14 protein-coding genes are annotated in these 13,874 nt (G+C 52.9%); 7 read left to right on the forward strand and 7 right to left on the reverse strand.

Going from position 1 to position 13,874, the window contains the following annotated elements; all coding sequences use genetic code 11:
- Position 1: 1 nt before the first annotated feature.
- Positions 2-712, forward strand: coding sequence for a hypothetical protein (locus tag SE15_RS08255; RefSeq protein WP_054521645.1), 711 nt, complete (start codon positions 2-4; stop codon positions 710-712).
- A 7-nt stretch (positions 713-719) separates the two neighbouring features.
- Here the strand turns inward: SE15_RS08255 and SE15_RS08260 are convergent, their stop codons facing one another.
- The gene (locus SE15_RS08260) at positions 720-1,493 is read right to left on the reverse strand and encodes a pseudouridine synthase (RefSeq protein ID WP_054521646.1); all 774 of its coding nucleotides are present in this window, start codon (positions 1,491-1,493) and stop codon (positions 720-722) included.
- A 5-nt stretch (positions 1,494-1,498) separates the two neighbouring features.
- Complete coding sequence (gene scpB, locus SE15_RS08265) at positions 1,499-2,062, reverse strand: SMC-Scp complex subunit ScpB (RefSeq protein ID WP_054521647.1); 564 nt, start codon at positions 2,060-2,062, stop codon at positions 1,499-1,501.
- A 33-nt stretch (positions 2,063-2,095) separates the two neighbouring features.
- Between scpB and SE15_RS08270 the strand changes: the two genes are divergently transcribed.
- From SE15_RS08270 to rsmD, 6 genes are read left to right on the forward strand one after another with little or no spacing between them, the layout of a single operon-like run.
- Positions 2,096-3,700, forward strand: a complete 1,605-nt coding sequence (locus tag SE15_RS08270) for a G5 domain-containing protein (RefSeq protein ID WP_083461816.1) — start codon at positions 2,096-2,098, stop codon at positions 3,698-3,700.
- Between the two features lie 27 nt (positions 3,701-3,727).
- Complete coding sequence (locus SE15_RS08275; protein ID WP_054521649.1) at positions 3,728-4,684, forward strand: UDP-glucuronic acid decarboxylase family protein; 957 nt, start codon at positions 3,728-3,730, stop codon at positions 4,682-4,684.
- A complete protein-coding gene (locus tag SE15_RS08280) occupies positions 4,681-5,145 on the forward strand; it encodes a GtrA family protein (RefSeq protein WP_054521650.1) in 465 nt (154 codons plus the stop codon). Before SE15_RS08275 ends, SE15_RS08280 begins: the two co-directional genes overlap by 4 nt.
- 9 nt (positions 5,146-5,154) lie before the next feature.
- Entirely contained in the window at positions 5,155-6,387 is a 1,233-nt protein-coding gene (locus SE15_RS08285) for an ATP-binding protein (protein WP_201778077.1), read from the forward strand.
- A complete protein-coding gene (locus SE15_RS08290; RefSeq protein WP_054521651.1) occupies positions 6,374-7,363 on the forward strand; it encodes a uroporphyrinogen decarboxylase family protein in 990 nt (329 codons plus the stop codon). The genes SE15_RS08285 and SE15_RS08290 overlap by 14 nt, the downstream gene beginning before the upstream one ends.
- Before the next feature lie 10 nt (positions 7,364-7,373).
- Positions 7,374-7,976, forward strand: coding sequence for a 16S rRNA (guanine(966)-N(2))-methyltransferase RsmD (gene rsmD / locus SE15_RS08295; protein WP_054521652.1), 603 nt, complete (start codon positions 7,374-7,376; stop codon positions 7,974-7,976).
- On the opposite strand, the gene SE15_RS08300 is transcribed toward rsmD, so the two are convergent.
- The 5 genes from SE15_RS08300 to SE15_RS08320 form a co-directional block, all read right to left on the reverse strand.
- Complete coding sequence (locus SE15_RS08300) at positions 7,973-8,479, reverse strand: NUDIX hydrolase (protein WP_054521653.1); 507 nt, start codon at positions 8,477-8,479, stop codon at positions 7,973-7,975. The genes rsmD and SE15_RS08300 overlap by 4 nt on opposite strands.
- Before the next feature lie 74 nt (positions 8,480-8,553).
- On the reverse strand, positions 8,554-9,723 hold the full coding sequence (locus SE15_RS08305; protein ID WP_152965577.1) for a 6-phosphofructokinase: 1,170 nt from the start codon (positions 9,721-9,723) through the stop codon (positions 8,554-8,556).
- 40 nt (positions 9,724-9,763) lie between these two features.
- Positions 9,764-10,825 (reverse strand): sensor histidine kinase, encoded by a 1,062-nt coding sequence (locus tag SE15_RS08310; protein ID WP_054521654.1) that lies wholly within the window; start codon positions 10,823-10,825, stop codon positions 9,764-9,766.
- Between the two features lie 101 nt (positions 10,826-10,926).
- Entirely contained in the window at positions 10,927-12,552 is a 1,626-nt protein-coding gene (locus SE15_RS08315) for a hypothetical protein (RefSeq protein WP_152965578.1), read from the reverse strand.
- A 9-nt stretch (positions 12,553-12,561) separates the two neighbouring features.
- Positions 12,562-13,824 (reverse strand): glycosyltransferase family 87 protein, encoded by a 1,263-nt coding sequence (locus SE15_RS08320; protein ID WP_054521656.1) that lies wholly within the window; start codon positions 13,822-13,824, stop codon positions 12,562-12,564.
- Between the last annotated feature and the right edge of the window lie 50 nt (positions 13,825-13,874).

Consider the following 13,874-nt stretch of genomic DNA (forward strand, 5'->3'; position numbering starts at 1 on the left):
CATGAAAGTCATTCGTAACTCACGCCTGATTCAACGCAACCGCCGCATCGGCCAAATTGCTACCATTATTGCACTGGTCATCCTCGGATTCGGGCTTTACATCTCCTTCGCCCATCCTGAACAATACACTTTAAGTCTAACGGCCCTGATTATTGGCTTCGTTCTCTCACAAGCCGGAATTTACTTTGGCAACCGCTGGGGGCGTTCCCCTCGCCCGGATGAACTACTAACCAATGCCCTTAAAGGCCTGGAAGACAAATACGCGCTGTATCACTACGTTTCGGGCATCCCTCATATGTTGATCGGACCGGCAGGCGTTTGGGCTCTGATTCCGGTCATGGTGGCCGGCACGATTACTTACGACCCCGGCAAGCGCCGCTTTCGCCAAAAAGGTGGTAATCTCTATCTTAGAATTTTTGGACAGGAAAACCTTGGCCGTCCCGACCTGGAAGCCGCATATGCAATCGAGGACCTGAACAAGTTCCTCAAGCAGACTCTGGGTGATGCCAACCCGCTCCCCACCCCCAAAGCCATCCTGGTCTTCACCAATCCCAACGCCGCCCTAGATGTAGAAGAATCTCCCATACCAGCAGTGCCATTGGCCAAACTCAAGGAGTTTATGCGTCGCCAGGCCAAGGAAAGCCCGGCACCAGCGGCACTTATTCAAGAACTGCAAAAAGCGCTCCCCAATGAAAAATGGGAGGGTCGTTAAACACCCTCTAAACGGCTCGTACCCGGCGGGTGCGTCTTGCGCCTGAACGAAGCGACTCGCTCATCGCGTAAGCCCTTAGGCGCTCCACCTCGTCTGGCGTCAGGTGTCGCCACTCGCCGGGCTTCAAATTTCCAAGCTCGATGGGCCCAATTCGCGTCCGCACCAATCTCCGCACGGGCAAGCCAATCGTACGGGCTATTTCGCGAATTTCGCGCTTACGCCCTTCGCACATCACGACTCGTAGCCAGGCCCCTTCTCGAACTACACCTTCCAAAGTGACTTCGGCTGGGGCCGCCCTTCGCCCATCTGGTAAGACTACGCCATGGCGCCAGGCTTCTAATTGTTTTTCATCAGGACGCTTTGCTACTAGAACCCGATACTCTTTTTCCTTACCGTAGCGCGGATGAGTAAGGCGGTTTGCTAACTCCCCATCATTGGTAAGCAGGATCAACCCCTCGCTCTCGTAATCCAGCCGGCCCACAACGAAAAGATGTCCCGGAAACGGCACCAGATCGTAAACAGTACGCCGCTTTTCATGGAGCGCATGATCTGAGAGCACCCCCTGGGGCTTATTGAGGATGATGTAGGTAAATTGGGATACCGGCTTGGGAATTGGGTGACCATCCACGGTAATTTGGTCCCTTTCTGGATCGGCCTTCATTCCCAGAGTGGCCGTAACACCATTGACTTTGACCCGCCCTTGCGCGATGAGCGTTTCCGCTTCACGCCGTGAGCCCAAACCTGCACGGGCTAAAATCTTCTGCAAACGTTCTTCAACCATATATATCAATCCTTCAGTAAAGAGGTATCGGAAGGTTCTTCGTTGGCCTCCTCAAGCGGTGGCAATTGATCGAGAGATTCTAAGCCAAAATAAGCGAGAAAATCCGCTGTGGTACCGTAGAGCAGCGGACGCCCCGGCAAATCAGCACGCCCACGTTCCTCGATCAGCCCTTTAGCCAGCAAACTACGCACCACCGAATCGCTATTCACCCCGCGAATGGCTTCGATCCCCGCACGGGTAATAGGTTGACGATAGGCAATAATAGCAAGGGTTTCCAATGCCGCCTTGCTCAACCGGGACCCGACCTCAAGCCCTAACAGGCGTTCCACGTAAGGCGACACCTCTGGCGCGGTGGTGAGTTCATAATGCCCCCGATGAATACGCAGACGCAATCCTCGCTGGCAATAGGACTCTTGAAGGCGTAACAAAGCTGCCTTAACCTCCTCTTCACTCACCCCAATGGCCGTTGCCAGTTGAGCCACAGAAAGGGGGGAAGAAGCCACAAAGATCAGGGCTTCCACAATGCTTTCAAGCGGGAGAGAGAGCGCGTCAAGATTATCCTGCTGCATGCTATAATTGAAACCGCCTAAGAATCTTCCTCTATGAACCCTATGAACTCAACGACGATGGAAATCTTCCGCCGTATCGGCTTTGTCCCTTTGTTGCTCCTGATCCTCGCACTAATGGTGCTGCATGCTTGCACGCCTTTATCAACCTCCAGTCATGAGATCAGCGTCACCGTCGAGGATAACGGGCAACTATATGAGGCTAAGGTACCTAATGGCACTAACGTCCAGACGGTCCTTGAACGGCTGGGGCTTACCTTGGGAGTGTTGGACCGCACCGAACCGCCCACATATACCATTCTGAATAGTGCTTCGAGGATTACTATTATACGCGTTAAAGAGGTTTTTGAGACCGAAGAGGTTGTGGTTCCCTTTGAACAGCAGATCGTAAAAAACGAATCGCTCGCTGAGGGAGAAACGCGCCTGGTACAGCCAGGAGAAAACGGCCTGCAGCAGATCACCTACCGCCGCTTGCTGGAGAACGGCAAAGAGGTTGCGCGCACTGTGTTCAAGGTGGAAATCCTGAGTGAACCGCGCCCTGAGATTGTCATGGTGGGAGTCCAATCCCCCCTTGCCCCCGTTGATCTGCCGGGTCATTTGGTGTATCTGGCAGGAGGGAACGCCTGGTTAATCCGCGAGAGCACTGGCAATCGTTACCCATTGGTCACTTCTGGAGACCTGGACGGGCGCATCTTTTCGCTCTCCCCAGATGGAAAATGGCTCCTCTACACGCGGCAGAGCAAAGAGGCCGGACAAATCAATACTCTCTGGGTCGTCAACCTCACCACAGAGCGACCTCAACCGATTAACCTCAAGGTCAATAATGTCGTTCACTATGCTGAGTGGGTGCCCGGTACTTCATTAACGATCACCTACTCCACTGTTGAACCGCGTAGCGCACCCCCAGGATGGCAAGCCAATAATGATCTTTACCGATTGATCATATCACCAGATGGTCGCGTCTTAAAAAATGACAGACTGATCGACTCCAATGCTGGCGGAATTTACGGGTGGTGGGGTACCACATTTGCCTGGTCGCCCAACGGGAACTATCTGGCCTACGCACGCCCCGACTCGGTAGGATGGGTTAACCTGAAAGAACAAACTTTCGAACCGCTTTTATCGCTTCAACCGTTGGAAACCGGAGGGGATTGGGCGTGGGTGCCCACCCTGGGATGGACGGCCGATGGGCGCTTTCTTTTTACTATTGCCAATGGGTCCCAGGGGGAAGCCGGTGCCTCGTCATTCACTCTCAAAGCCCTGTCTTTTGATCCCCTGATGATGCTAGATATCGTCAAAGATACGGGCATGTTTGCCAACCCGGTGCCTGTCCCTGAAACCCAGAGTTCCCCCCAGTGGGTGGCTTATTTGCAGGCTATTTTTCCCTCTCAAAGCGAAACAAGCCGCTATCGCCTGATGTTAATGGATCGTGATGGATCGGACCAGCGTGCCCTCTTTCCTCCCGAAGGGTCAATCGGTCTTGAACCCCAGCGTCCGGTTTGGTCCCCTCTTTCTTCATCCAACTCGCCGCGCTGGATTGCGATTATCTATCAAGGTAACTTGTGGCTGGTTGAAATCCCTTCTGGACAGGCCCGTCAAATCACAGGCGATGGCCTAACCCGCCGAATAGATTGGAAATAGATCCAGAATTTTTACAAGGAGAGGCATATGCGAATTCTCGTTACCGGTGCGGCAGGGTTTTTGGGTTCCCATCTATGTGACTACCTGCTCCAACAGGGCCACGAAGTCATTGGGATGGATAATTTCATCACCGGCAGCCCTGACAACCTTGCTCATTTAGCGGGAAATCCTCGTTTTCTCTTTATTCGTCACGACGTGTCCAACTTTATCTTCGTACCCGGCAAAGTTGATGCCGTGCTCCACTTTGCTTCTCCGGCCAGCCCGAATCCGAACTCTCCGTACGGGTACACCAACCTCCCCATTCAAACCATGAAGGCAGGAGCCCTGGGGACTCATAATACCCTGGGGGTTGCTCGAGCACATAATGCTCGTTATCTTCTAGCCTCCACCAGCGAAATTTACGGTGACCCCCTTGAACATCCACAGAAGGAGAGCTACTGGGGACATGTGGATCCCATTGGGGTGCGTTCCGTTTACGACGAAGCCAAGCGGTTTGCCGAAGCGCTAACCATGGCTTACCACCGCTACCACGGTCTGGATACGCGCATTGTGCGTATTTTCAACACCTATGGCCCCCGTATGCGCCTGGACGATGGGCGCGTCGTGCCCAATTTTATTCAGCAGGCACTGCGCGGCGAACCCCTTACCGTATATGGAGATGGATCACAAACCCGCAGTTTCTGCTACGTGGATGACTTAATCGAAGGGATATACCGCCTTCTGCTTTCCGATGAACATTATCCGGTCAACCTGGGTAATCCCCAGGAAATTACCATCCTGGAATTCGCCGAGGTTATCAACCGTCTGACTGGGAACAAGGCTGGGATTGTCTTTAAACCGGAGAACCGCCTGGGAGACGACCCCCAACGTCGGCAACCCGATATTACCCGCGCCCGCCAGATCCTGGGATGGGCACCAAAAACATCCTTAGAGGAGGGCATACGGCTGACCATACCGTATTTCCGCCAAAAAATGGGGTTGTGATCGCTCTTTTCATTGATCCCAAAGAGCAAGGGCGTTTTCTGCGCTTTGCCGTTGTCGGTGCTATTGGGGCGGTCATAGACTTTGGAATTTTCAACGCCCTAACCCAGGCATTTGCCTTCTTCCAGCATAATGCAGTCTGGGCAAGCGTGATCTCATTTATTGCCGCCGTGTTAAGTAACTTCACCTGGAACCGCTTCTGGACCTACCCCGATTCACGCAGTAAGCCCCTTGCTCAGCAGGGCATTCAGTTCTTCCTGGTCAGCACAGCGGGATTGCTAATTCGCACTCTACTCTTTGCTTTTCTCGAACCGATACTGATCCGTTTTTTCCAGGGATGGTGGAAACTGGCCATTCTCTCCCCCATTGTGGTGGCTCACAATTTTGCACTGGCTATTGTGATTGGAATTGTGATGATTTGGAACTTCTTTGCCAACCGCTATTGGACATATAATGACGTTTAACCATCACCTATGAACGACGTACCTGCATTATCCAAAAACGAGCAATCCTCAACCAGTCCCCCTCAGCCGCGTTCGCTACGGGAACTGATTGACATTGCATCCGGACGCGCTCTTAAGGACATCTATCCTCAAGAAGACGCAGGGCTGGCCGAACCACTACCGTTCCCCTTCCTGGCCATTGTCGGTCAATTTGAAATGCGGTTGGCATTGTGTCTAAATCTCATCAATCCCGCCATCGGCGGGGTACTTTTGATTGGACCACGCGGTACTGGCAAGACCACCGCCGTACGCAGTTTATTAGATTTGCTCCCCGAAATCGAACGGAGTGCATGCTTTTATGGTTGTCTTCCCGAGGACATTGAAACTGGCGGAATGGATGCCGTATGCCCGGACTGCGCTCGCAAGTACGCCGAAGGGCGCCCCCTTACCGTCAAAGACCGGGTTAAACTGATCGAACTTCCCCTCAATGCTCGTTTGGAGGATGTGGTCGGTGGTTTGGATGAACGTGCTGTAGCGCATGAGCGCTTTCGCCTCAAGCGGGGCATTCTAGCCCAGGCAGACCGCAACATCCTTTATGTGGATGAGGTAAATTTGTTGCCTGATGAGATTGTGGATGCCATCCTGGATGCCGCCTCTAGTGGTACCTACACCGTACGGCGAGGGCCTCTCTCAGCAACTTACCGCGCCCGCTTCGCGCTGATTGGCTCCATGAATCCCGAGGAAGGCAATCTCCGCCCCCAAATCCTGGACCGTTTCGGATTACGGGTCCTGGTGCATGGATTGAAAGATGCCCACCAACGGCTGGAAGCCTATCGCCGCAGCCTGTATTATCGTATCAACCCACGTGCGACGGTGGCCCATTATGCCGAAGAAACGGCTTTAATGCGAGAGGAAATTACGGCTGCTCGTCGCCTGCTCCCTTCAGTGCAGATCTCCGATCAGGTGGCTCTTAAGGCTATTGCGCTTATTCAGGGCCTCCGAATTGACTCACTGCGAGCAGAGATCACCCTGTTGGAAGCCGCCCGCGCTTATGCGGCTGCTGATAATCGAACGGAGGTGACGCTGGAGGATATCCGCCAAGTAGCACCAATGGCCCTACGAATGCGTCGCTCGGCTTTCATGGAGAAATATATCGAAAGCCAGAGTAATGAGGATGAGGAAATCTTAAGCCGCTTCTCAACCTTGATTCTGTCCCATTTAGAGGTTTCGCCTTCAAAGGAGGATGAGAATGTCAACGCTTGATCATTTCACGCGCCTGGAGCGCTGTCTGGCAGGCGAACCGGTGGATCGGATCCCGGTAGCCCTATGGCGTCATTTCCCGGTGGATGATCAAAGCCCTGATGGGCTGGCAGCCGCCATTATCGCCTTTCAGGATACCTACGACTTCGACCTCATTAAAGTGACACCGGCTTCCTCCTATTGTTTGCACGATTGGGGTGTTACTGACCGCTGGGAGGGCGATCCCGAAGGCACACGCACCTATATACATCATCCTATTCAGAATCCCGAAGACTGGGATCGGCTCCCCCTCCTGGATCCTCAGCGTGGCGCCCTTGGTGACATGCTGAGGACCTTACACCTTCTCAAAAAATATTATGGGAGCAAGGTACCCATCCTGCAGACCATTTTCTCCCCCTTGGCCCAGGCTAAGAACCTGGCCGGGGAAGATCGCCTCATCCTTCATCTTCGCACAGCGCCTGATGCGTTGCATGCAGGCTTGAAACGGATCACCGAAACAACCCTTACATTTGTTGAGGCCCTAAAGGGCATCGGTATAGATGGCATCTTTTTCGCTGTCCAGCATGCCCGCTTTAGCGTGCTTTCCGCTTCCGAATTTAGAGAATTTGGGCGGGCTTACGACCTGAACATACTGGACGCCGTTCGGGATTTCTGGCTTAACATAGGGCACATTCATGGCGAAAACATCATGTTCGAACAGATACGTGGCTATCCGGTTCAGGTCCTGAACTGGCACGATCAACAAACACCCCCTTCGCTCAAAGAAGCGCTGGAACAGGTGCCAGTTGCCGTATGCGGCGGATTATCCCAATGGAGCACCATGGCGCTGGGCACTCCTGAAGATGTACGACGCGAAGCCTCCAAAGCCATTCAAGAAACCCAAGGCAGGCGGTTTATTCTGGGCACAGGATGTGTCTTACCCATCATCACGCCTCATGGAAACATCAGAGCCGCTCGCGAAGCCGCAGCGGCCATTTAGGGCAGTTGATATGGCTCCCCCGCGCATCATCAGCGGCAAGGCAGGAGGTATTCGTCTTCGTAGCGTTCCGGGTAGTGGAACCCGTCCGATCACTGATCGGGTCAAAGAAGCGCTGTTTAACATCATTGGCCCTGAAATTGAGGGAGCCTCATTCCTGGATTTATTTGCTGGGACCGGCAGTGTGGGAATCGAAGCCCTCAGCCGGGGAGCCTCCTACGTGTGCTTCCTCGATACTAGCCGGCAAGCAATCGCCACCATCAGAGAAAACCTCCGCCTCACCCATCTGGAACAGGGTGCGGAGGTTCTACATATGGATGCATTCGTCTTTCTAAAGCGTTCTCCAACCCGGGCCTTTGACTTTATCTTTATTGCGCCCCCCCAATACAAGGGCTTATGGGAAAAAGCCCTACAAACTCTGGATTCAAACCCTGCCTGGCTATCCCCGGATGGCACAGTTATTGTGCAGATTGATCCCAACGAATATAAACCGCTTGAACAACTAACCCATCTGGAAGAAATCGAGCAACGTCACTATGGCTCCACCGAACTGGTTTTTTACCGTTGTAAGACTACTCAGGAAGCCAGTGCTGCCGCTTCGTACGAAGAAGACTAAGAAATTTCAAACCGAATTTGGAGCATGTCCCGATCATCATAAAAGTAATGGGCTACAAAAACCGGATCATTTTCGCCATGGGCTAGCACGCGGGGTAATAAAGTGAAAAGGTCCGGCACAAGGGGCAAATCAGATAAGGTTTCTTGCCGAACCCACTCGGCTGTTCCCTCAGGTGAAGGCTTCACGTCCCCCCCGTCATAGTTCCCACGAAAGACATATAACCCAATGCCGATGGCTTCGCCAGTATCTATCATCACCACTCCGCATAACCGCAGGTTAGCGACATTCAATCCGGTTTCCTCGCGCACCTCGCGCCTGGCCGCCGCCAGAATGCCCTCTCCGCGTTCTATGTGCCCCCCAATCCCATTGTAAAGCCCAGCCCACAGGCGTTTGGTCGGCGCCCCCTTTAAAAGCAAAACCTCCTGCCCACGAGTAATAAATACCAAGGTACGCGGGATGATCATGTACCGATCGTGAGTGACACCTTGCTCCTCTCGACCCATCGGCCCCTTTCCTAACTCCCAAAAATTAAAATAAACTGCAGGCCCTGGCCAGAAGCCAGGGCCTGGAAAACCGACTAACTCAAGAACATTGGCACGCCCATAAAATCCTTGACGCGCGGGCGATAACTTTCAATATCATAATAACTGGGTACATCTACCCGCTTGCGCCCCGCCATCACAATCTCAACCGGCACGGTCGTATATTTGCCGCCGTGGAGGGCCACCATCTTACCAGTTTCTTTGCGCCGGATCAATTGAATGGCCAGATTGCCAAATGACATGGCAACCATCCGATCGAGAGAGTCCGGTGCACCTGAACGCATCAGGTACCCGAGTTGTTGATACATGGTATTTTGTCCGGTGCGGCGCTTGATTTCCTCGCTTACAATCATTCCAATCCCACCGAGTTTGCGATGACCATAAGCATCGGCTTCCCCGGTTACGAAGAGCTCTCCCCCCTCCATGATGGCGCCTTCTGAAATGGTCATAATGGCATAATTTGAGGGGTTATTACGCTTGTCGTACATCAAAAAGTCGCATAACTTCTGGATATCAAACGGGACTTCTGGAATGACGGCGCGATCCACATAAGCCAGATATCCACTGATCAGGCAGGTCTCACCACAATAGCGGCCAAATAACTCCACCACGCCAATCCGCTCATGCGATCCCACCGAGGTACGCATATTCGTAATAAATTCCACACTCCGCGTTACCGCGGTTGAAAAACCAATGCAGTAATCGGTACCAAAAACGTCGTTGTCCATCGTTTTGGGGATGGCAACCACAGGAAAACCCTCACGATGCAAACGCACAGCGAATGAAAGGGTGTCATCTCCACCAATAGGGACCAAAACATCAATCCCTAGATGGCCCAAGACGTTAAGCACATAATCCGTATAGTCGGTTTTCCCCTCCTCGGGAATGGGTTTGCCCCATTTGGAATTCTTTAGGAAATCCGGTGTATCCTTGGGCGAAACGCGCTGTGGATTGGTTCGCGATGTGTGCAACACTGTTCCACCTGTGCGGTCAATTGTGCGCACATCTTCCGCATGAAGTTCCCGGATGTAATAATCACGGGTGGAGGGTTCGTCCGGATTGTAGTGCAGCAACCCGGCCCATCCTCGGCGAATACCAATGACGCGATAGCCCAATTCAAGCGCCCCCATCACTACCGATTTGATGCAGGGATTCAACCCTGGCACATCCCCACCACCGGTCAAAATCCCAATCGTCAGTGTCATAAGCAGATCCTCCCGTGAAAGATTTCGATCGTGTTTAGTCTCAGAGTGTAATGTTATTTAAGGGGATTTGCAAGGTCACCCGACACCCCTGTCCCGGTGCAGTATCAATGTCCACGCTTCCGCCCAACATCTCCACTCGCTCCCGGATCAAGCGCAATCCCAATCCTCCGCTTTCTTGCAATTGGCGCGGATCAAACCCCTTCCCATCATCCCGAACCACAACCCGGATGAACTGATCTCCCACCTCCAAGAAGACCTCAATATTAATCTTGCGCAGTGCATCCTGATTGTGACGGTAGGCGTTATTCATTAATTCCTGGATAGCGCGGAAGATCATGACCTCGGCAAAAGGAGCGAAGCGCTGCTGAGCCCCCCGCGTTATTACGTTGACTTCCGCGCCGGTCTCACTACTGAATGTTTCACCATATCGTTGTACGGTAATGAACAACCCCAGGTCGTCTAACATCATCGGTCGTAAACCTGCGATGAAGAGACGAACCTTTTGGAACGTTGCCATGGCAGCATTCTTGAGGTTTTCCAGTTCTTCCCTGGCCTTAAGCGGGTCTAGATCAAATAAGCGAGCCACAATCTCGGCTTGCACAATAAAATTCGAAAGGTCCTGAGCTGGGCCATCGTGCATCTGGCGAGAGAGTTTCTGCCGCTCGGCTTCTTGGGCATCAATGAGCTTTTCCAGCATGGCCATTCCCCCATCACGCCCTTGCCTGCCTCCCGCTGATGCGCCCTCTCCGACAAAGCCCTGAACTTTCTCGAGCAATTGGATGTATTTTTCCAGGTGCGCCTGATCACTTTGCAGTTTCTCAACCTGACTGCGCATGACCAAAAGCCGCCGCTGGGCATCTAGCGCCGAATCATACACTGTGCGGATGTCACTGCGTGGCACCGCGTCAAACTGAGCGTGGAGTTGCTGTAAATGGGCGTTAATATTAGCATTCCGCTGTGTCAGGCGGGTTAATTCCACCTGACTGCGTTCAATCATCTCGGCCACTTCATCACGAGCGCGTCGCGCTTCCTCGAGTTCTGAAGCAATGAAGTCTATGAAGGACTCCCACGCATTTTTTTCATTAGCCGCCTGAATCTCCATGCTCGTCTCCGCTCTATGCTGCTCCGGCACTCGGATCGGATTTTGAGGCATCCAAAATCAGGTGTAAGTATAGCACAATTGTCTAAGCCTGTTTGCAAAAATCAGCGACAAGTCGCAGCCGCATCCCGTAACTGCAGAAGGTGAACCCCGTGCACTGTTCCCAGATACACAAGTGCCTCAACCTCGGTGGGGTGCGCGTACAGCCAGGCAAGATTTTCCTGGTCTCGCTCCAACACAATATAATTGGCTCTATAACGGCACACCGCGGCTAATAATTGCGAGATATCTCCCCCTGGTATTACAATACTGGGTCGTCCGGTCAAAACAAAAAACGTAGGTGGGTTATTGACTGCCCCTAGCGAACTTTCGGGATCGTATCCTAACTCAAGCAATTTCTGATGAACGGCCAGGTACGTCTCCTGTGTCATCTTCCAGGTTGGAGGCGAACCGCTTACCCCTGACACCCGGCGGATATAAATGCCCGTTGACGCCATGAGGAGGATGAGCAAAAGCCCTACCCCTAAAACCCTCTGACTGATTTTCCGATCCCAACCGCGTTTTTCCACCCCCCATTCAATCCAATACCAGAAACCCCACCACCCCAGCATCCACAGGAAAGGCTGCAAAGCCGCGCCAGAGTGGAAAAACCCTCCCCTCACTCCGGCAAAGGGGAAGAGAATCGAGAAAACCAGCCATAATCCCCCCCACATTCCTATCCCAAATCTGGTTTCAAGGCGATCACGCCCTTTCCAGAATCCCAGAAGGATCAGCGGAAAGAGCACGATTTGCCCTTGAACTGCGATTGCACTCAGCAAGTTTTGCCCTAAGGCCCATAAACGGTCTCTTAATATGGCAAGCCACCCCTGGTCAAGCCAGCGGGCAAACGTCAATTCAGAGGCCGGGAAAAAAAACAACTCATTGTATTCTCGGATCCACAAAGCTCGCCCAGAGCCCGGCTGTAAAAACGTACCGAACGCGCTTAAATTATGCAGTACCCAGGGGGCAATGACTAACCCGTATCCAACCCCCACCCCTGCTCCATTAATAACGGCTATACGAAGTTCATCAGTCAACTTATGCTTGTTCTCACTCAGCACTTGCCGCAGCGAAACGCCCACAAGCAAGAAACTTGCCACTAACCAGAGCAAGCCATCGGCTCGAGCCAAATGCAAAAGACCACATAGTCCCCCTACCCCGATTGAACGCCCTGGGCTCAACCGCTCCGCCCACACTCTCTCCCCTTCAAAAACAGTCAAAAAATACAAGGTCCCCAAAGTCATGAGCGGGGCAAACGACTCAGGAAGCGAGATAAAACTGGCGTAGAAAAGCGGGATGGAAGCGCTAAGCCCCCCCAACCAGGCAAGGAAGGTTTGTTTCGTGCGTTGATGGATCAAATAAGCCACCAGCGCCACATTAACGCCGTGCAACACGATAAACGGCAAACGTGCTGCCCATAAGACTTGTACCCCCGTTATCCCCATGCCCAAGGCAGCTACAAAGGCCGGCAAGGGCATCCAGTAATCGAAGGAGGGCATTGGCACCCCAGGCGGATCGGCTAAATAATTCCAGATGAAAGGTTGTTCATCCCCTCGCCCCTGCACAATTTGTCGACCCAGTGCATAGTAGTAATCACTATCCATTGAAGCAGACAGGGGCTGGATCCATACCATTGCACCCGCGATAAGCCCTCCGATAAGCACCAGCATCCCGTAATGAAAACGCCTCATCCCCTTGCCTTATTCCTCAAGCAACGGCTCAATGTCTTCCTGCTGAATAAGGTCCATCCACACGCTGGGAGGGCGGATAGCCCACCAACGCACCCAGTATAGGAGCGCTATGCCTATCAAGGGAACAAACAGCACATTTAAGGCCAGGTTCTGAGGGGGAAGTTTTTCCACAATTTGCCAGCCAGCCACACCCCACGTTCCCACGCCCAAAGCCACTAGCGCTGCTCCAATCAGGAAAAGACCGGTATAGCGCCAACGCTCGTTCCATAAGCTTCCTACCAGGACAATGGCGGGCAAAAAGAGGCTAAGATCCTCTGGCCGCAGGCGCACCCCTAACCAGGGAGTCGCCACCAGGCTTAATGAAGCCAGCCATAAGAACGCTCGGCTACCTGTCCGACGATGAAACATCAGTTCCACTAGAAACACTACCCCCATCACCCCACTAACTGCCACCCCCAATCGCATTCCAACGCCCGGGAAAAACACCTTTAGCGCCTCCCCCACTGCCAGCCCCGGCAGAGGACGCTGACGGGTGATGAGCATCGCCAGATATTCGATTGGCCAGGAAGGCACAAATAGAGCAAAAAAGAGGCTTAGAAGTGCCACGGTGATAAAAAACCATAAGACAATCAGGCCACGCCGATTGAATATGGCCCATAAAAGGATCATCCCGATCAAGATGCCCGCCACATGCGGACGCACCGTGGCAAGGCCCAGAGCCACCCCGGCAATTTCGTCGCGCCGCATCCGCACTGCCCATAGGGCCAACGCCACGATTAGCACAAGGGCCGGTATAACACTGCCGCTCAATAGGGCCATAGCGCTGGGGAACCACCCCACCCCGAAAATTATTAGTGCGCCCCACATCCATGCCTTGGGGCGCCATGTGGTCAGGCGCAGGCTCAGAAAGAGCGCCAGCCCCATTGAGATTTCGGCTACACTCAGCGCTAGCGCACGGGCCAAACTAAAATCCTTTACGATGGCAAAGGGTAAGTATAAAATCAAAGCATATAGCGGTGCATTAAAGGGCGCCAAAATGCCGTCCAGGCCGATTTCTGTAGCCATCTGCTCAATTCGCTGAGCAGTACCATTAGCGTAAGGGCTAACCCCCTCTTGCAACAGCAAACGTACGGACTGCCAGCCCACGAAAAATTCTGATCCAGTTTGACGCTGGTACTGCACCAGGCGGTAGTTCAAGAAAACAACCAGGCCGATTGAAACTGCCAGGGTCAGGAAGATAAGGCCATAAATCCAAAAATTAGAGCGCTTCAATGTCAAGGTATCCTAAGAAATCGAGGGAATTATTGGCTATAAATCAATTA

The organism is Thermanaerothrix daxensis, from assembly GCF_001306145.1.
Taxonomy (GTDB): Bacteria; Chloroflexota; Anaerolineae; order Anaerolineales; family Anaerolineaceae; genus Thermanaerothrix; species Thermanaerothrix daxensis.

Excerpts from the sequence above, each read along its gene's own strand:
- SE15_RS08255 (WP_054521645.1), top strand. The coding sequence starts at position 2 with ATGAAAGTCATTCGTAACTCACGCCTGATTCAACGCAACCGCCGCATC.
- SE15_RS08260 (WP_054521646.1), bottom strand. The coding sequence starts at position 1,493 with ATGGTTGAAGAACGTTTGCAGAAGATTTTAGCCCGTGCAGGTTTGGGC.
- scpB (WP_054521647.1), bottom strand. The coding sequence starts at position 2,062 with ATGCAGCAGGATAATCTTGACGCGCTCTCTCTCCCGCTTGAAAGCATT.
- SE15_RS08270 (WP_083461816.1), top strand. The coding sequence starts at position 2,096 with ATGAACCCTATGAACTCAACGACGATGGAAATCTTCCGCCGTATCGGC.
- SE15_RS08275 (WP_054521649.1), top strand. The coding sequence starts at position 3,728 with ATGCGAATTCTCGTTACCGGTGCGGCAGGGTTTTTGGGTTCCCATCTA.
- SE15_RS08285 (WP_201778077.1), top strand. The coding sequence starts at position 5,155 with ATGAACGACGTACCTGCATTATCCAAAAACGAGCAATCCTCAACCAGT.
- SE15_RS08290 (WP_054521651.1), top strand. The coding sequence starts at position 6,374 with ATGTCAACGCTTGATCATTTCACGCGCCTGGAGCGCTGTCTGGCAGGC.
- rsmD (WP_054521652.1), top strand. The coding sequence starts at position 7,374 with ATGGCTCCCCCGCGCATCATCAGCGGCAAGGCAGGAGGTATTCGTCTT.
- SE15_RS08300 (WP_054521653.1), bottom strand. The coding sequence starts at position 8,479 with ATGGGTCGAGAGGAGCAAGGTGTCACTCACGATCGGTACATGATCATC.
- SE15_RS08305 (WP_152965577.1), bottom strand. The coding sequence starts at position 9,723 with ATGACACTGACGATTGGGATTTTGACCGGTGGTGGGGATGTGCCAGGG.
- SE15_RS08310 (WP_054521654.1), bottom strand. The coding sequence starts at position 10,825 with ATGGAGATTCAGGCGGCTAATGAAAAAAATGCGTGGGAGTCCTTCATA.
- SE15_RS08315 (WP_152965578.1), bottom strand. The coding sequence starts at position 12,552 with ATGAGGCGTTTTCATTACGGGATGCTGGTGCTTATCGGAGGGCTTATC.